The sequence below is a fragment of the Psychrobacter sp. CX97 genome (assembly GCF_057396285.1).
This window is the reverse complement of record NZ_JBXYJE010000002.1, coordinates 198,610-217,048: the sequence shown is the minus strand read 5'-3', so window position 1 is coordinate 217,048 and position 18,439 is coordinate 198,610. Positions and strand designations below refer to the sequence as shown.

Sequence of the window (18,439 nt, the reverse complement as noted above, 5' to 3'; positions counted from 1 at the left end):
TTTCCTTCTCATATTGATTTTTATAGTCAGCGAACTACTAAACGGTTACAGTGTTAACCTCGTTAAGCTTACTTCTGAATTACTAGCTACTTGCACTCGGTTGCCTTGTAACCATTTTAGACTTCTTTGACTATAGATTTGGTATTAATAAATCTTAAAATGAAGATAAAAAGGGAGCATTAAACCTAATGCTCCCTTTTTTATTAATAAAAAAAATTTAAATTAGACCGATAGAGTATCCGTGCCAAACTGTTTACGTTTATTGGCAAAGAATCGGTCTAGCCTATTCATTGCATCTTCCAGATCCAATAAGTTTGGTAAAAAGACGACTCGGAAATGGTCTGGAACTTCCCAGTTAAAACCAGTGCCTTGAACCATAAGTACTTTTTCTTCAACCAATAAATCCATCATAAACTGCATGTCATCTTCGATGGGGTAGATGGAACGGTCCATTTTTGGAAAACAATAAAAAGCCCCTTGTGGCAAGGTGCATGAAATACCAGGAATGGCATTTAGGCGATCAATAGCGAGCTGTCGCTGTTTATATAGTCGACCAGACTCATCAGTAAGCGCTTGCATGCTTTGATATCCTCCCATGGCTGTTTGGATGGCATATTGTGCTGGTACGTTAGCACATAGACGCATTGAGGCAAGCATATCCAAGCCTTCAATAAAGTCACTGGCGTGTTCTTTCTCCCCTGAGATCATAAGCCAACCTGCTCTAAAGCCAGCAATACGATGTGACTTCGATAACCCATTATAGGTTAGTACGAGCACGTCATGTGCTAAGGTAGACATAGGCGTATGCACAGCATCATCGTATAATACGCGGTCATAGATTTCATCCGCCATGATTACTAAATCGTACTCACGCGCTAGCTCAACTATCTCAAGCAACAGCTCGTTAGAATACAATGCACCAGTTGGGTTATTAGGATTAATAACGACGATTCCCCTGGTTTTATGCGTAATCTTTGCACGAATGTCTTCGATATCAGGTTGCCAGTTATTCTCCTCGTTACAACGATAATGTACCGCAGTACCGCCAGAGAGGTTGGCAGCCGCAGTCCATAATGGATAATCTGGCATGGGGATTAATACTTCATCGCCATCATTCATCAATGCCTGCATCGTTAACACAATAAGCTCAGAAACGCCATTGCCCAAATAAACATCTCGTACATCAACTGCGCTTAACAGGCCTTTAGACTGATAGTATTGTAAAATCGCTTTTCGAGCTGAGAATATACCCTGTGAATCAGAATAACCTGTGGATTTATGCAGATTTAACGCCACGTCTTGCAAAATTTCATGCGGGGCATCCAGACCAAATGGGGCAGGATTACCCACATTTAATTTGATGATACGTTGACCTTGAGCTTCCATTTGCATGGCTGTTTTCAATAGAGGTCCACGAATGTCATAACAAACATTTTGAAGTTTATCTGACTTTTTTACTGGTTTACGAGAAGGGTTTTTGATGGGATTAGGCATGGCTGTTTTACCCGTGTTAGAATTTAAAATAGGTGAAAGCAGGTCGTTGTTGATATTCGATTTGGTCTGCAAGCTTGTTGCTGGTTCTCCTCGCAATAAATAACCTTCAGTACAGTCTAATATTTTAGCTAGGGTAGGCAACTTAGAAGACACAATACCATTGATACCCCGTTCCCAATTAGAGATAGCGCCTCGGCTCACTTTAGAGCCAGACTTAGTCATTAAGACAGCCAGTTGCTCAGCGGTTAATCCTTTTGCTTTGCGAAGCTGCGTTAAACGCTTACCTTGAGCCTGAAACTCTGATGGTTCTGTGATATTTGCTAGTGTTGTCATAATGGCGCCGTCATAAATATACTCTTCAGATACTGAGTGCTGGTTAAAATTTTACGTGCTGATTTTAAATGAGACACTTACTCAATAAAATATATACATTCAATAGTATAATGCAAGATATTATTGCATTTGAAACTTTTTATCAATAGTTTTTATGCAAGATATACTTGCAAAATTAAATATAATTATTACTTAATGCTCATTTAATTATCAGATACACCATGAGGTTAGGCAGAAATTCTCTTTACTTTTATATATTGTGATTATGTAACGGGACGGGGTAATTTAAATAATTGGGTTTGTAGATGATATATAAGACCGCATATAGTTAACTATAGTCAATCTTAAAATTCTATCTTATAAAACGTCGAAAACTATAAAATAGCCTATAACTGCTTTAAATGACACTGTGTTAAATGTACTAAAAGACATTCTGTTATTACCAGCTATGAGGGAGAAAATAATGCAAGATAATCAATTGAGTAAGTCAGAAATCGAACAGTTAACGGAGGCCGACTGGCGTTCTCGTTTATCAGATGAAGAATATTATGTGTTACGTCAAAAAGGCACTGAGCGACCTTTTACAGGTATTCATAATAAGACAAATGAAAAGGGTGTATTTCGCTGCAAAGGGTGTGGTGCAAAACTTTTCGACTCAAATAATAAGTTTGATGCAGGGTGTGGCTGGCCAAGTTTTGACGCAACCTTGGATGACTCAGCAGTAGAGGAGCATCTCGATACCTCTCATGGTATGCGACGTGTTGAGGTCACTTGTCGTAACTGCGGTGGTCATTTGGGTCATGTATTTCCAGATGGACCAAAAGATACCACAGGAATGCGGTACTGTATCAACTCAGTGGCTATAGATTTCGATCCTAATAAAGGTTAATGTCTATACTTTAATGACGCTATTTAAATGACACTATTTAATTTAATGACGGTATTATTTTGAAGTCTAACTTAATGCCTATAAAAACAAAGGAATACTAATGACAACATTATATGATTTTAGCGCACAGGACATCCAAGGAAATCTGGTTAACTTTAAAGACTTTGAGGGGAAAGTGTTACTCATTGTCAATACTGCCAGCAAGTGTGGCTTTACCCCACAGTTTGAGGGTCTAGAAAAGTTATATCAAGCATATAAAGAGCAAGGGTTGGTCATTATTGGTTTTCCCTGTAATCAGTTTGGTGCTCAAGAGCCTGGAAGTAGCGAAGAGATTGGTGCATTTTGTCAAAAGAACTATGGCGTTAGTTTTTTAATGATGGATAAAATTGATGTTAATGGCGACAATGAACACCCAGTTTATACGTGGTTAAAAAGTCAGGAAGGTGGGTTTTTAACCGATAAAATAAAATGGAACTTTACCAAATTCTTGATAGGTCGTGATGGTAGGGTTGTTGATAGGTATGCGCCAACGACTAAACCTGATGCAATAGAGAAGGATGTGATTAAGGCACTTTCATCTTAACCCTTAGTAACTTTTCTCATTCTTCATAGTTTATATATGGCTTAGTGGTTAATTATAAGTATGTTGGCATTATTACTTTAGGTATATACTTTAGCCAATAACCCAAGTGTTTTATCAAAATTTCTTTATATTCAAGCTTAGGGCCCCTTTATGCGAATACGTAAGCTATTTAAATTTGAAAACGCACACATAGTGCGTAATTGTAGCTCAGATCGCTGCAAGCGTTCGATACATGGTCACAGTTATCAAATTGAGCTTATCTTACAGGCAGATAGGCTGGATAACGGACAAATGGTTTATGACTTTGGGCTACTTAAGTCATCTATTAAAGATATTATTGATAGTTTTGATCATGCTATATGCTTCTGGAATAAAGATAATCCTGACTATATTGAGATGTGTAAAGAGTTTAGTGCACGCTGGATTAGCTTGCCTGTGTCTCCTTCTGCGGAGCAGTTTTCAAGAGTTATTTTTTTCTGGGTGCAAAGTATTCTTAAGCAAACGCAAACTACTAATGGTGAAGCAGATGTCAGTGTTTATTCAGTGATCGTACACGAGACAGCAACCGGCTATGCACAGTGTTTTGCTGAGGATGTGGCAAACGTACAAATGGGAGCTCTGAGATTGGAAGATTTCGAATTTAGTGATCAAGTTAAAGCTGAGTGGTATGATTCCAATATGTATGACAAACTTATTTCTGGTAAAAAGTTTGTTAACCCTGAGGTTAAGTTGCAGGTTAAGTAGAGTAGAGATGAAATCTTGATAAACATTTGATTTAAAAATAAAAAATGGGTTTAAGTAGGGTTTATATGACGAAGCATACAGTTGAGCTTACTTTAACTTCTGAAGAGGATACGCAAGCTCTCGCTAGAAAACTTGCCTTAGCAGGAATAATTGGTAGTGTCTGGTTGTCAGGCGATTTGGGGGCAGGTAAAACCACATTAACCCGCTATTGGCTTCGAGAACTAGGACATACGGGCGCCGTCAAAAGCCCAACCTATACTTTGGTTGAACCTTATGATTTAAGCCATTGTCAATTAAGTAGTCATGCTACAATTCAATCTGGAGTTAAGACCGTTTACCATGCTGATTTATATCGTTTGCAAGACCCCGAAGAATTGTCCTTCATTGGCTTCGAAGAGTATTTGGAAGACGATGATGCGCTGATAATTATAGAGTGGGCGAGTAAGGCAAAACAGTATTTGTCAAAGCCAGTGATGACGATTCATATTAAAATCGTAAAAAATGAGTCTGAGGATGAGGTTCGTCAAGTCAGTATTGATTATGAAGATGATGCTAGTTTTGATGCGTCTCAATTAGGGGCTGTATAGAATTTAGCTTTGAGCCTCTTTAAAATAAACAAACTCGATGCACATATGCTTTACTTTATTCATCAATAATACAGTCCTTAACCTATAAATCACTATATCAGACCTTTATTAATGACTTCCAACACCACTCAAACCTCCCAAGCTCAACTGAATAATCGTTTAGAAAGTAATCGTTTAGAAAGTAATCGTATAAAAAAACTTCCTCCTTTACTTGTTAATCAATTAGCAGCTGGCGAGGTGGTCACGCGCCCCGCTTCGGTTGTTAAAGAGTTAATGGAAAATGCAATTGATGCGGGCGCAAGCGAAATTATTATTAAAATTACTCAAGGCGGCATGGGGCTGATTGAGGTATGTGATAATGGCTGTGGTATTCATCCAGATGACATGGTAATGGCAGTGACACGATTTGCCACCAGTAAGATAGCAGATGTTGCGCATTTACGGGGCATTTCCACACTAGGATTTAGAGGAGAAGCCCTAGCAGCAACAGCAGCAGTGTCGCGGCTTACCATTAAAAGTAGTTGTGATGATAGTGGTATTGGTCGTGAGCTAACTGTTGCGGGTATTTTAGAGGATACCCCGTCACTCATACCGGTTGTTCAACCGCAAGGCACAACCGTTACTGTTAAAGATCTGTATTTTAATGTACCAGCTCGGCGTGGTAATTTAAAGTCCATTTCTACTGAGTTTAGTCATATTGAATCCGTTGTCAAGCAGCTAGCGTTAGTGGCTAGTGATATTGATATCAGCCTTTGGCATAATGATAGGCGCCGTTTTTATTTTGAGTCTATTCGGCCCAAATCGGAAGGTTATTGTACGACAACTAAAACCCCTTTAGAGACTGCAAAAGGAATGATGTCTCGATTGCAAACAATATTGCCAAGTTTGGCATCGCAATCAGATTCAACTTTTGAAACGATGGTTCAGCCCATTAATATAGCTCTAGAAGGATTAGCGCCTCAAGTCGATTCTGCACAGATTTGTCATATCTCTGGGCTGATAATGCCTCAAGCCAAAGGTTTTACCTCGGCAACTTTAAATCTCAAATTAATCTATATAAATGGGCGGTTAGTAAAAGATAAACAAATTGCACAGTGCCTACGTAAGTGTGTGGCAAGTTTTCAGCCTAATAATACTGAAACTATACTAAAGGAATTAGGCTATGTGTTGTTTTTTCAGCTTCCTCATTCTTGGTTAAATCTTAACGTGCATCCTTCTAAACGATGTATAAAGATACAAAATTTAGCAAATATAACGGCACACCTTAAAGTAGGCGTTCGAGACGGTCTGCAAACATGGGTAAAGAAGCAAACCACTAAATCAGCTCAAGCCCATCTTGAATACGGAAATAGGGTTCGTAAAAAGTCCGATAGAAACGAATCAGATAAAAACGAGCCAGATAGAAAAAAGCAAGCTGGCGAAAAATATCCATATTTAAAAGGTTTTGATGCTACTTATTCAAATGCTACTCATTCAAATACTAGGATGTCGAGTGGATCAGTTTCTGAAAAGCCACAGCGATACCAACTGTCAAATATTAACGATTCATTTAATAAGGTTATATATAGTACCTATAATAATATTACTGCACCTACAAATAACCTGCTTCTTAAGAATTTGCAGCAACTTCATATTCCGTTTTCCAGACTGCCCTCAGAAAAGAGTATACAGTCTGATAGTTTAATAAGCTGCTTGGCTATATTAGAAGATGCAAGAGATCTTAAGGGGCTATTAAATGATAGTGGCTTATCAAGGTTGTCTAAACGTTATTCTTTTGAAGAGGGCGCTTTAGTATTGATACAGGTTAATAATAGTTTTTTGTTGATGAGCGAATTGAAGTTATTTACTTATTGGCATAAGAATATTGCCCCTATTTTAGACAATACAGTGCATGGGGGTACTGACAACTCTGCACATCACCGGTCGATCAGTAACATTAAGTTTCCAGATGACTATTTATGTCTTGACGTAGATGAGAAGCTTGACTATTTAAATACTAGCTTTATCCAGCATTTAGCTGCTGAAGAGGATAATAATGCCCATGAGTATCTTAAAAAGTTTGCAGTAGTCAGGATGAACTATAAAGAGGTTATGGTTGCCCTGTTAAAGCAAGCTTTCTCTAATAAAAAGCTGAGTGAATAACTACCAATTTATATAAGTTAGCCTATGCAAGAAGGCTCATTTAACAAAGACAATTTAATAAACATCATTATATTACCCACTATTACCCAAATTACTAACCCGCTAGACGATTGAATGAGCATTTAAATGACTAATACGTTAGAGCAGCATACAGACGCCACTAACGATACTGTAGAGCAGGTATTAAGCTTAAACAAGCTACCTGAAAATGCAGTGGTATGTCTGATGGCGCCAACAGCAAGTGGCAAAACCTCTCTTGCATATGAGTTATATGATACAGGGCGGTTTGAGATTATTTCGGTAGACTCTGCGCTCATTTATCGTGATATGAATATTGGCACTGCTAAGCCAAGTGCAGAGGAATTACGTCGTTATCCCCATCACATGGTAAATATTATTGATCCAACCGAAACTTACAGTGTGGCTAGTTTTGTAGCAGATGTGGAGATACTGATTGAACAGATTCATGCCCGCAGTAAGATACCGTTATTGGTTGGTGGTACCATGATGTATTACATGGCAATGTTTACGGGATTATCGCCGGTTCCAGAAACAGACATAAAGACCCGAATCAAGGTAGAGAAGTGGCGACAGAATGCGGGTATTGAGGTACTGCATGACTATCTGAAACAGGTAGACCCTGACATTGCTGAGCGTCTCAATGCGACTGATACCCAGCGTATAACTCGTGCTGTTGAAGTTTATAATCATACAGGAAAGCCACTCAGTGAATGGCAAAAATTGCCTAAACAGGCGATAGCTGATCATCCAAAACAGTTTTGGTTGGGTCTAGCGGTTATGCCTGAAAGAGCATGGTTACATGAGCGAATTGAGCTTCGATTGCAGCAAATGTGGGAGGCTGGTTTTTTTGATGAAGTGTTACATTTATTAAACCGTTATTCGCTAACGCCTGACACTCCTTCTATGCGCTGTGTGGGTTACCGACAAGTTTTAGATTATCTAATGAATACCAAACATCCAGTAATGCAACACATACTCACGAATGAAAATCATGGTCATAAGACACAAGATAATGTACGATCATGCGAGCTGGAGGTCGCTTGTCAAGACATGAAAAATAAGGCACTATATGCTACAAGACAACTTGCCAAACGTCAGTATACGTGGTTAAGAAATTTAGTGAACACTCATTCTACTGTCTGCGTAACACAAAAGGCAGATGTCGTGCATTCTGAGAATTTGATTTTTGCAATGACCCAAACCAATAAATCTATCACTCCTGATGCTTTGAATAACCATGTGTCTAAAGTTGTGTATCCTTTTTCGAGCATTAAAGATGCCAAAGATTTTTTATTCGCTCAGCTTTAGCTATAAGATATCTTTACGACACTATTCCTATCTAAATTTATAAAATTACCACTATTAATAACCAAAACATTGTTAGACGTTAGTTGTTAAATTAATGAATGTGATACGTGAGCTACTTTTGTAGAAAAGACATTAAATAATACATAAATTATTAACTATAACTGATAAAATAAGAATAACTTTAAATTTCAAATAACTTTTTGTTGTAAATATTGTCTGTTGTAAATATTGCTACTGATCTAAATACTTACACATTACTTTGTCATCCATAGATAATAATTATCGATAATAAATTAAAAAAAATAGGAGACACTCAATGTCAAAAGGACAAACTTTACAAGACCCTTTTTTAAATGCTTTACGTAAAGACCGTATTCCGGTGTCAATTTTTCTGGTCAACGGGATTAAGCTGCAAGGTCAAATCGAATCATTCGATCAGTATGTGGTACTTTTAAAAAATACGGTAAGTCAAATGGTATATAAACATGCTATTTCTACAGTAGTGCCTGCACGTAATCCACGTACTAGTGGCTCGTCTACTTCGGCAAGTGGTATGCACGCATCCAGTAATCTCCAAGCTCCAAGCGGTTTTTCTGGTACTCCAGCGGCAGGGGCATTTGATCGAGGTTCGGCTGGTTTTGAAGGGGGTAGTTTTACAAATAAACGCGCCAGTTTTAATCGCAGTGGCTTTACGGACAGGGGTTTTAATCAAGAGCGAGGCAGTTTCTCTCAAGAGCGAGGTTTTGCTAACGAGCGAGGTTTTGAGAGTAATCGGAGTTTTGATGACAGAGGTCTTGCCTCAGAAAGTGCCCAGCCGCGTAGCTTTGAAAGCAGGGGTTTTGAGGACAGTGCTTTAGAAAAGCGTGGCTTTCAACCGCCTACTAAGCCATTAGATAAATCTGATGAGTCTGCTAGTAAATTTGAAGATGATGATTGATTCACTATGACATAATTTTTACTTCTGTTTACTAAGACCTGCTGTCACTGAGCGGGTTTTTTTGTACGCAATAAAGCGATTGTAAAAATAAAGGAATGGTTAAAATTAGGTCAGTCTGCCGAAGTCAATTTACTCGCAACTATTATTTATATGATAAACTTAGCGTATTAACCACATAGCTAACCCGATGTTTTAAAAATAAGAAATCCTATGTTATCCAAGCTATCTATTCAAAAGACAGATAAATATATTGATTATGCCATACAAGCGATTCGTACTGAGCAAGCTGCCTTAGAGCTCCTAATTGAGCAGCTTGATGAGCGATTTGTAGAAGCTTGTGAACTCATCTTAAGCTGTAAAGGTCGGGTCGTTGTCACTGGCATGGGAAAGTCGGGGCATATTGGACGCAAGATTGCCGCCACTTTTGCATCCACTGGTACACCCGCCTTTTTTATGCATCCCGGTGAAGCTGGACACGGTGATCTTGGTATGTTGGTCAAAGGTGATGTGTTATTAGCAATCTCAAACTCTGGCCAATCAGATGAGATTAAAACGCTATTACCGGTGGTCAAACAGTTTTCTATACCACTAATTAGTATTAGCCGTGATACCAGAGGCGTGCTGCCGAAATCTGCTAATGTGTCACTGACTTTAGGTGCATTTGATGAGGCCTGTCCTTTGGGACTCGCACCTACTTCAAGTACTACGGCGACACTAGCATTAGGCGATGCTTTAGCAGTCACTCTAGTGCATATTAGAAATTTTACCTCTGAAGATTTTGCATTGTCGCATCCGGCAGGTGCTTTAGGTCGTAAGTTATTGATGCGTGTTAGTGACCTTATGCATAGTGATGAAACAAAGACTAAACTTCCCACGGTAACGTCAGAAACAAGCTTACATGAGGCATTATTTACAATGACAAGTGGACGGCTGGGCATGGCTGTCGTGGTAGATGAAAAGCAACGGGTTGTGGGAATCTTCACTGACGGCGATTTGAGACGTGCTTTAGAAAAACATATAGATTTGAATACTAAAATGGCGGATATTATGACACCATTACCTAAGACAGTTTCAAAGGATATGCGTGCCTCTGATGCCTTAACAATCATGAATAAAAAAGCGATCAATCAGCTGCTTATTGTCGATAACGAAAATCGCTTGGAAGGGGTTATTACTATTCACGACCTATTAAATGCAGGTGTTAAATAGCGGTTTTATCAAACTATCATTTGAGGATTACATAGCGATGCAGGATTTAATAAAAGCTGCTGGCAAGGTTAAAATTCTAATACTTGATGTCGACGGGATATTAACCAATGGCCATATTATTTATGATGCGAATGGCGTAGAGACTAAACAGTTTAGTGTCAAAGATGGCATGGGTATTAAAGCGCTTAGAAAAATCGGCATCAAGACTGCAATTATAACCGCACGTACCAGTCCAATGGTGGAAAAACGTGCTGCTGAACTAGGAATAGACTATGTGGTTCAAGGTCGTTCTGACAAGCTCGCTGCTATGCAAGAATTACTCATTGATCTACCTTATAATTTAGCGGATTGTGCCTATATGGGCGATGATTTAACCGATCTTAAAGCACTTCAATCTGTGGGTTTCGCTGCATCTGTTCCTAATGCGCACCACGAAGTTATTAGCCGCGTTATGATGGTAACGACGCAGCAAGGTGGCAACGGGGCTGTCCGTGAGGTATGCGATTTAATATTGAAAGGTCATGGTAAGTATAACGATTATCTCAGCGATTATTTACTAGATTAATGTCACTCTCAGATAAAGCTAGTAGTTCGCTGTTAAAAAATGCGTTATTAAAACTAAAACAATAAGCTATTAAAACAATGCGTTATTAAAGAGGTTCGATGAATACTCGCTTCTTATTTATTGTGTCTTTTATTGTTGCTGTGTTTGCGGTATGGTTTTATCGTAATCAGGGTAATATTGAAGCGCCTATTCAGTTTTCTGAGTCAAATATTGAATATCGAGCCACTGATATTTTAGCCGTTCAAACCGATGAATCTGGTATTGCAGAATATTCACTCACTGCAGATGATTTAACGCATTATTCAGATAAAAATCTAGATCGACTTGAGTCGATGACCATTAATTGGCGTCCCAGCCTTGAACAAAATGTAGTGATTAATGCTGATGAAGCTGAGATATATCACGATGAGTCAAAAGTAATCATGAGTAATAACGTTATCTTTGCTAGTCAGCAATCTAGAGCTAGTCATTTAAGTGATACAGATTCAAGTGAGGCTAAAAATTCAGTAACACCGCCAATGCGATTAATGGCATCGGAGCTTATCGGTAATTTAGATAAAAAGGTTATTTATAGTGCAAACCCGATTAAAGTTACTCAATCTAAGAATGAGTTTGACGCAGCAAGCTTTGAGGCAAATTTGCAAACAGGCGTATATGATTTTACAAAGGTTGCAGTAACTTTTATGCCGCCTCCACGTACTAATGAACCCTTATTTTAAGCTAAGCAATAATTTTACTCTTTAAGTGTTAATACCTCATACCACCATAAATAAGTTATTTAACCCTAGGAACGACACCGTGAATCCATGCCGACATCAATCAATACGAGAATCAATATATCGTTATGCAAGCCGTGATAAAAATGTATTGAGCGCAGTTTTTATAGCAGTAGCATCCGTATTGACCGCTGGCATCTCGATGCACGCTCAAGCTTTGCCTTCGGATGCCCAGCAGCCTATTAGGTTGCTTGCTGATAGAGCAACCTATAGTGAACGTACTGGGATAAACTCATATTCTGGAAATGTTACGATTACCCAAGGTACTTTGAAATTAGCTGCTGATAATATTACGGTTAATCTATCAAATAACCGCAGTATTCAATCAGCCGTTTTAAGCGGTCGTCCTGCAACGATGCAACAAGTGGTTACTAAAGAGAAGGGACTTGCGCGTGGTCAGGCCAACAAAATTGACTACAATGCAGTAAATGGTATCGTTACGCTCACAGGCAATGCCAAACTCACTCAAAATGGAGCAAGCTTCTCAGGTAATGTCATCAGATATAGTTTAAAGGTTGGAGATGTGGAAGCGACTTCAGGTGGTAGCCAGCGAGTAGAGCTTATTTTTCCACCAAACGCAGCGTCAAGTCGTAAAGGAATACGGTAATTATGAATGAAAATCTATCCGCATCTGAACTAATACAACTTAATGACAGTCAAGCGATTCACAAAGTTGATTCATATAATGAACCAAAAAATACGCTTACCATGCAACATCTTGCAAAGAGATATGCTAAGCGGTGGGTGGTTAAAGATGTGTCTTTTAGCGTGGAGCAAGGTCAGGTTGTGGGTTTGCTTGGTCCTAACGGTGCGGGTAAAACCACCAGTTTTTATATGGTAGTTGGTCTAGTTAATATGGACAAAGGCGTGGTAAGGCTGGGGGATCAAGACCTATCTAAATATGCCATGCATGAGCGTGCTAGAGCAGGTATAGGGTATTTACCTCAAGAGGCATCTATATTTCGTAAACTGTCTATTCAAGATAATATCTTATCTATATTACAAACCCGCAAGGATTTAAATATGTCTGCGCAAAAGCAGGAGCTTGAAAAGTTAATTGCAGACTTTAATTTAGAACATGTTAGGCACTCTTTAGGCATGAGTGTATCTGGCGGTGAACGTCGTCGCTGTGAAATTGCACGCGCGCTTGCCTCAGATCCAAAGTTTATTTTACTAGATGAGCCTTTTGCTGGTGTAGACCCCATCTCGGTTGGTGATATCAAAGAAGTCATCATTACCTTAAAAGAGCGCGGAATTGGTGTGTTAATTACCGATCATAATGTTCGTGATACATTAGCTATTTGCGATAAGGCATATATTGTTAGTGAGGGTTCAATTATTGCTGAGGGTACCTCCGCGCAAGTATTAGAAAATGATTTGGTCCGCGAAGTATATTTAGGTAAGGATTTTCAAGTTTAACTCCCTTATCTACATGTAATAAAACATTATTCACTATTGTATCTATATAAATCATTGCCTTTATTTAAACTACTAAACCTTTTCTCATATCTCTTCTTATGACGACTCAATACTGCATGAATGATATGCGCAGTGTTCTGCTAATCACAATCACTAATGTTAGTTTTATTATTCTCTTATTGAGCATTCATTAGGTTTGGTGTTTTCAGTCGTTATTATTATCACTATATTTGCTATTAATGCCGTTGTTGGTCATGATTCTTATATATCACATCCCTTATATTAAAAATCTAAAGCTGAGTACTGTCTATGGCCAAGTCTAAATCCAGTTATGTTTGTCAAAATTGTGGTGCTTATTTTGGTAAATGGTCGGGACAGTGCTCAGACTGTGGTGAATGGAATAGCTTAGTCGAAGCCCCAAATGTGAGCATGCCACATCATAAGACCACTACTAAACCCAGTTCGGCACCTCATGCACAAAAGCATTCAACCGGCTCAACTCAAAAAGATCGTATTAATTATGCTGGATCACAAAGTGGCGTTGTACCTCTAGCCTCTATAGGTGTCTCGTTAGATACCCGTTTACCAACGGGTATTGGCGAGTTTAACCGAGTGTTAGGAGGCGGATTGGTAGCGGGATCTGTGGTACTCATTGGCGGCGATCCTGGTATTGGTAAATCTACTATATTGCTGCAAACTGCCACTAATATGGCTGACCCCAATTCATTGGCGGGTAGTGCGCTTTATGTCACAGGAGAAGAGTCCTTATCACAAGTGGCAATGCGTGCACAGCGACTTGGGTTACCGAATGCACATTTAAAAGTAATGGCGGAGACGAATGTCGAAACTATTTGCGCTGCACTGACACAAGAGCAACCTGCAGTGGCGATTATTGATTCAATTCAAACCATATACACCGATGCGATTAATTCAGCTCCAGGCGGAGTTAGTCAAATCCGTGAATCTGCTGCGATGCTTACCCGCTATGCTAAACAGACAGGAACGGCACTGTTTTTGGTAGGCCATGTCACAAAAGAAGGCACGCTGGCAGGCCCAAGGGTCCTAGAACATATGGTTGATACGGTATTATATTTTGAAGGACAATCCGATTCGCGCTTTAGAATGATACGTGCAGTTAAAAACCGTTTTGGTGCTGTCAATGAGTTGGGTATATTTGGGATGACTGATACAGGGCTTAAAGAGGTTGCTAACCCTTCTGCAATTTTCTTAAGCCGTTATGATAAACCCATATCTGGCTCTGTGGTCATGGTAAGTCGTGAGGGTACAAGGCCACTATTGGTCGAAGTTCAAGCTTTGGTTGATGACTCTGCCGGTCAACCTAGGCGTATGGCATTGGGTTTGGATCAACAGCGTTTAGCCATGCTTCTTGCAGTGATGCATCGACATGGAGGGATTCATACCAGTGGTCAAGATGTTTATGTAAATGTGGTTGGCGGCGTAAAAGTGATGGAAACAGGTTCGGATTTAGCGGTACTATTAGCGTGTGCCTCAAGTATTAAAGAAAAACCGCTACCATCTTCTTTAGCCGTATTTGGAGAAGTCGGCCTCTCTGGTGAAATACGCCCCGTACCAAATGGCCAAGAGCGTCTAAAAGAGGCAATGAAGCATGGTTTTAAGCATGCGATTGTTCCAAAAGCTAACGCACCGAAGAGTTTAATGGCACAATTCAAAGGTATTAACGTGATTACAGCAGACCGTTTGGATGATGCTATAGATAGAGCTTTTGAGATTTAGTAAATAAGCCTAGATATCAAATTAAAGCTGATTATTATTCGTCAACACTTTTAAACGCTAGTATCGTGTCTCTACTTATATTAGCTTTTAAACCTTATATTGGCTTTAAATTATTTATGAGATATCCATTATAAACTAAATTAGTAAAACTTATAAAAGTGATGAACAGGGCCATGACCTTGACCCACATTTAATTTATCAGCTGCTGTTAATGCACCAGTCAGGTAGTTTTTTGCCTTAAAACAGGCGTCATCAAGTGAGTCTCCATTTCCCCAGAAAGTTGCTATTGCAGCAGATAAGGTACACCCAGTACCATGACTGTTTTTGGTAGCAAGACGTATGCTTTCAAACCACTTTAACTCATCTGAGATGCGCAGTAAGTCTGGTGATTCATCTTGGGTTAAGTGTCCCCCTTTTAAAAACACAGCACCTGGTAAACGCATGGCTTGATCTTTCATCTCTTCTCTATTTTTAGCTTCAGGCTCGCCAAGCAGATCTGCGGCTTCTGGTAGGTTAGGCGTAATGAGCCCAACTCTTGGAATTAACACCTCACGCAGCGCAGTGACGGCGTCAGCATCAAGCAGACGATCGCCGCTTTTTGCCACCATAACAGGATCTAAGACCACTTTTTTCGGTCTATATTTAACTAGCGCTTCAGCAACGCAGCGAATCATATCATCTGTGCCTAGCATGCCAATTTTTACAGCATCGACTTTTACATCATTAAACACAGAATCGAGCTGAGCGGAGACTAGCTCAGTAGGCATCATCTCTACTTGTTGTACACCTTGAGTGTTTTGAGCAATAACAGCGGTAATGACACTCATTGCATAACCGCCATTCGCACTTATTGATTTGATATCAGCTTGAATACCTGCACCACCAGTACAATCTGTACCAGCAATGGTTAATATATTGGCAATCATACTTGTTCTCCTATTTTGTCTTTAATAAGGCTTGCGCAGCTACTTTAGGGTTGTTTGAGCCACAAATTTCTGAGACGACAGCAATACCATTGCATCCAGTAGCATAAACTTGGGCAGCATTATTAAAGTGGATACCACCTATAGCAACAGTGGGTAAGGTGCTTAACTTTACTAACTCTTTTAAGCCATTTATACCTATCGGTAATTCATGATTAGCTTTAGTGTTGGTGGCAAACACTGGACCTAAGCCCACATAGTTTAGTTGCTCAAAATGCTCATGTTGAGCGGCTTGTAATTGTTCGATAGTGTTAATGGTTAGACCTAACCAAGCATCGGCACCTAGTATACTGCGAGCTTCTAATACGGGCATATCCCCTTGGCCAATATGGGCGCCATCAAGCCCAGCTTTTTTGGCAATTGAAACTTTATCGTTGATCAACAGTGGTACACGCCCGCCAATAGCTTCTTTAAGCTGACAAGCCGTATGGTAGAGCGCATCATCTGATGCATATTTATCGCGCAGCTGTACCATTGTTACACCGCCATCTATGGCAGCACAAACAGTGTCTATTAATCCTTTATGACCACACATATCGGCATCAGTCACTAAATAAAGATTTAAAGCAGATACTGACTTTGATGAAGGTTTTGAAATATTTGATTTCATAAAGTTATCACGAGTGTTGTCTTACACATTTGTAATCATTAACCAGATCAACAGTATGATTTAATTAATAAGTCGGGGAGGTAGGTACTTTTCAGTATCAATTGGTTACTGGTTGTATCGAATTTAGATGTGCTCTTATTGAGATATGCCCTTTATATATATTGTCACTTATGTTACATGTATATAGGTTTTATAAAGGCCTTTATGTCTGTTATTTAAATGATATTCTATCATCTATATTATAATTAATAATCAGTAGATACAAAAAAGCACCTGCTTAATAGCAAGTGCTTTTGATAGGTATTAGAGCCTTAATCAATTAAAATACTAAGGGTTATTGACCCTTTCAATAGCAACATTAGCCACACCACGAGATACTAGACCAATTTTTTTTGCAGCACCGTAAGATAAGTCAAGTACACGGTTACCCGTAAATGGTCCACGGTCATTGACTTTAACAATAACACTTTTACCATTATTCTTATTTGTGACTTTTAAAAATGTATTAAAAGGCAAAGAAGGATGGGCCGCAGTCATCGAATGCATATTGAAGCGCTCACCACTTGCTGTTTTTCTACCATGGAATTTGCCACCATACCATGAAGCACGGCCAGATTGCTTAAAGCGATTAACAGAGTTAGAAGCTACTAAAGTAAGATGCGAAAGCATATCGGTAGTATTGTCATTAGCTAAGGTATCTTTACCCATTAATGAGCTTTGCGTGGCTAAGGATATCGGTTCGTAAGACGTTTTAATCAAAGAGGGAGAGCGACTTAGCTGACTTGATAATCCGCTTATTACATTATCTATTTGACTGGATATTTGAGCTTCTTTAGCTGAATTTGTATTAGCTGCATTAGCTATAGTATTAGCACCAAATATACAGGCTAGAGCACATATTGTAGATGAAAGCTTATTCATGGCTGCCTCTTGAGCATTATGTCTATTGTTTTGTTCGCATTTAGTCAGTACGATATCTAACTAGTGACTTAAAGAATACATAGGTAAACATACCTATGCAAAAACTGTGGTTATAAAACTGTAAGTATGAAAACCCTTAGTTTTATAACCAAAATCAGTAGCACCTAAGATATCTATAAAATGTCACATACTTATATGAGTATGTTTATTTTTTGTAACTTACACTAACTGAAACCTTTTTTCAAGTCAACATAACGTTTAGCTGTCAATAAAAAATCATACTAACCACAAATTTATAGACAAACTAAATAATTAGGCAAATTTGTAGAGTCAAAATGATGCAATTGCTAGGCTATAAAGTGGGCTGTCAAGAATCGATGTTTAAGTAGGGTCTTAATCATCATTTGCATCTTTAAATATTAGCTAGTTAAGTAACTTTTTATGTTATGGTTATTTTTATGGTTAGAAGCATTATTCGTAAAGAACTTTAATAACTTCAAACTCAACCAATCCACGTGGCGTTTCGATACGGGCTTCATCCCCTTCAGACTTTCCAATAAGTCCGCGAGCAATCGGCGAGTTAACAGAAATTTTATTAGCTTTAAAATCAGCTTCATCATCACCGACAATTTTATAACGTTTCTCTTCTTCGGTGTCTAGATTCTCAATGACAACGGTCACACCAAATACGACACGACCTTCTTTTGGGAGTGTGGTTGGATCAATTACTTGTGCCCCCGCCAGTTTCGCCTCAATATCTCGAATACGTGCTTCACAAAAGCCTTGTTGTTCACGAGCTGCATGATATTCTGCATTTTCTTTTAGGTCGCCATGTTCACGAGCTTCTGCGATAGCAGCAGTTATGCGTGGTCGGTCAACCTTTTTGAGCTGTTTCAACTCTTCTTCAAGTGCATCATGCCCTTGCGGTGTCATTGGAAAGCGTTGCATATCAATATCCTTAGATAAACAAATATGTATAGTAGATAAAAAAACACCACAGCGCCCTCTGCTTCTGAGAGGGTACTGAGTGCATAAATATTAGATGCGTATAAACCATCAATTAACGATGACAGGTTTATACTTACAAAAATTGCTAATCGAGCATTTCGATTAGCAATTGCAAAACAGTTTAGAGCACACTTAATCAATGGCTGTTAAATCTG

General features: G+C 39.0%; 18 protein-coding genes. 13 read left to right on the top strand and 5 right to left on the bottom strand.

Translation table 11 applies throughout. From position 1 onward, the window contains the following. Window positions 1–222: 222 nt before the first annotated feature. A complete protein-coding gene (locus AC2SLL_RS02330; protein ID WP_486530065.1) occupies window positions 223–1,827 on the bottom strand; it encodes an aminotransferase class I/II-fold pyridoxal phosphate-dependent enzyme in 1,605 nt (534 codons plus the stop codon). Window positions 1,828–2,290: 463 nt separating this feature from the next. Between AC2SLL_RS02330 and msrB the strand changes: the two genes are divergently transcribed. The 13 genes from msrB (at window position 2,291) to radA (ending at window position 14,762) form a co-directional block, all read left to right on the top strand. Continuing rightward, window positions 2,291–2,716: a peptide-methionine (R)-S-oxide reductase MsrB gene (msrB, locus tag AC2SLL_RS02325; protein ID WP_486530064.1), complete on the top strand. Its 426-nt coding sequence runs from the start codon at window positions 2,291–2,293 to the stop codon at window positions 2,714–2,716. 100 nt (window positions 2,717–2,816) lie between these two features. Further along, window positions 2,817–3,299 carry a glutathione peroxidase gene (locus AC2SLL_RS02320; RefSeq protein ID WP_486530063.1) on the top strand — a complete coding sequence of 161 codons (483 nt, stop codon included), beginning with the start codon at window positions 2,817–2,819 and terminating at the stop codon, window positions 3,297–3,299. Between the two features lie 150 nt (window positions 3,300–3,449). Next, window positions 3,450–4,043 carry a 6-pyruvoyl trahydropterin synthase family protein gene (locus tag AC2SLL_RS02315; RefSeq protein ID WP_486530062.1) on the top strand — a complete coding sequence of 198 codons (594 nt, stop codon included), beginning with the start codon at window positions 3,450–3,452 and terminating at the stop codon, window positions 4,041–4,043. Window positions 4,044–4,108: 65 nt separating this feature from the next. Next, on the top strand, window positions 4,109–4,630 hold the full coding sequence (tsaE, locus tag AC2SLL_RS02310) for a tRNA (adenosine(37)-N6)-threonylcarbamoyltransferase complex ATPase subunit type 1 TsaE (protein ID WP_486530061.1): 522 nt from the start codon (window positions 4,109–4,111) through the stop codon (window positions 4,628–4,630). Window positions 4,631–4,741: 111 nt separating this feature from the next. Continuing rightward, complete coding sequence (gene mutL / locus AC2SLL_RS02305; RefSeq protein ID WP_486530060.1) at window positions 4,742–6,772, top strand: DNA mismatch repair endonuclease MutL; 2,031 nt, start codon at window positions 4,742–4,744, stop codon at window positions 6,770–6,772. A 225-nt stretch (window positions 6,773–6,997) separates the two neighbouring features. Then, complete coding sequence (gene miaA / locus AC2SLL_RS02300) at window positions 6,998–8,101, top strand: tRNA (adenosine(37)-N6)-dimethylallyltransferase MiaA (RefSeq protein WP_486530179.1); 1,104 nt, start codon at window positions 6,998–7,000, stop codon at window positions 8,099–8,101. Between the two features lie 316 nt (window positions 8,102–8,417). Further along, window positions 8,418–9,038, top strand: coding sequence for an RNA chaperone Hfq (gene hfq / locus AC2SLL_RS02295; protein WP_486530059.1), 621 nt, complete (start codon window positions 8,418–8,420; stop codon window positions 9,036–9,038). A gap of 210 nt (window positions 9,039–9,248) precedes the next feature. Beyond that, a complete protein-coding gene (locus AC2SLL_RS02290) occupies window positions 9,249–10,247 on the top strand; it encodes a KpsF/GutQ family sugar-phosphate isomerase (RefSeq protein ID WP_486530058.1) in 999 nt (332 codons plus the stop codon). Between the two features lie 37 nt (window positions 10,248–10,284). Beyond that, window positions 10,285–10,812, top strand: a complete 528-nt coding sequence (locus tag AC2SLL_RS02285) for a KdsC family phosphatase (protein ID WP_486530057.1) — start codon at window positions 10,285–10,287, stop codon at window positions 10,810–10,812. Window positions 10,813–10,910: 98 nt separating this feature from the next. Next, window positions 10,911–11,531 carry an LPS export ABC transporter periplasmic protein LptC gene (gene lptC / locus AC2SLL_RS02280; RefSeq protein WP_486530056.1) on the top strand — a complete coding sequence of 207 codons (621 nt, stop codon included), beginning with the start codon at window positions 10,911–10,913 and terminating at the stop codon, window positions 11,529–11,531. A 199-nt stretch (window positions 11,532–11,730) separates the two neighbouring features. Further along, entirely contained in the window at window positions 11,731–12,195 is a 465-nt protein-coding gene (gene lptA / locus AC2SLL_RS02275; RefSeq protein ID WP_486530178.1) for a lipopolysaccharide transport periplasmic protein LptA, read from the top strand. A 101-nt stretch (window positions 12,196–12,296) separates the two neighbouring features. Next, window positions 12,297–13,007 carry an LPS export ABC transporter ATP-binding protein gene (gene lptB, locus AC2SLL_RS02270; protein ID WP_486530177.1) on the top strand — a complete coding sequence of 237 codons (711 nt, stop codon included), beginning with the start codon at window positions 12,297–12,299 and terminating at the stop codon, window positions 13,005–13,007. A gap of 309 nt (window positions 13,008–13,316) precedes the next feature. Beyond that, the gene (radA, locus tag AC2SLL_RS02265) at window positions 13,317–14,762 is read left to right on the top strand and encodes a DNA repair protein RadA (RefSeq protein ID WP_486530055.1); all 1,446 of its coding nucleotides are present in this window, start codon (window positions 13,317–13,319) and stop codon (window positions 14,760–14,762) included. Between the two features lie 140 nt (window positions 14,763–14,902). Here the strand turns inward: radA and thiD are convergent, their stop codons facing one another. The 4 genes from thiD to greA all read right to left on the bottom strand — a co-directional run bounded on the left by thiD (window position 14,903) and on the right by greA (window position 18,224). Beyond that, window positions 14,903–15,688, bottom strand: a complete 786-nt coding sequence (gene thiD / locus AC2SLL_RS02260) for a bifunctional hydroxymethylpyrimidine kinase/phosphomethylpyrimidine kinase (RefSeq protein ID WP_486530054.1) — start codon at window positions 15,686–15,688, stop codon at window positions 14,903–14,905. 10 nt (window positions 15,689–15,698) lie between these two features. Further along, entirely contained in the window at window positions 15,699–16,355 is a 657-nt protein-coding gene (gene thiE / locus AC2SLL_RS02255; protein ID WP_486530053.1) for a thiamine phosphate synthase, read from the bottom strand. Window positions 16,356–16,682: 327 nt separating this feature from the next. After that, window positions 16,683–17,276: a septal ring lytic transglycosylase RlpA family protein gene (locus AC2SLL_RS02250; RefSeq protein WP_486530052.1), complete on the bottom strand. Its 594-nt coding sequence runs from the start codon at window positions 17,274–17,276 to the stop codon at window positions 16,683–16,685. Between the two features lie 471 nt (window positions 17,277–17,747). After that, complete coding sequence (gene greA, locus AC2SLL_RS02245; protein WP_486530051.1) at window positions 17,748–18,224, bottom strand: transcription elongation factor GreA; 477 nt, start codon at window positions 18,222–18,224, stop codon at window positions 17,748–17,750. Window positions 18,225–18,439: the final 215 nt, after the last annotated feature.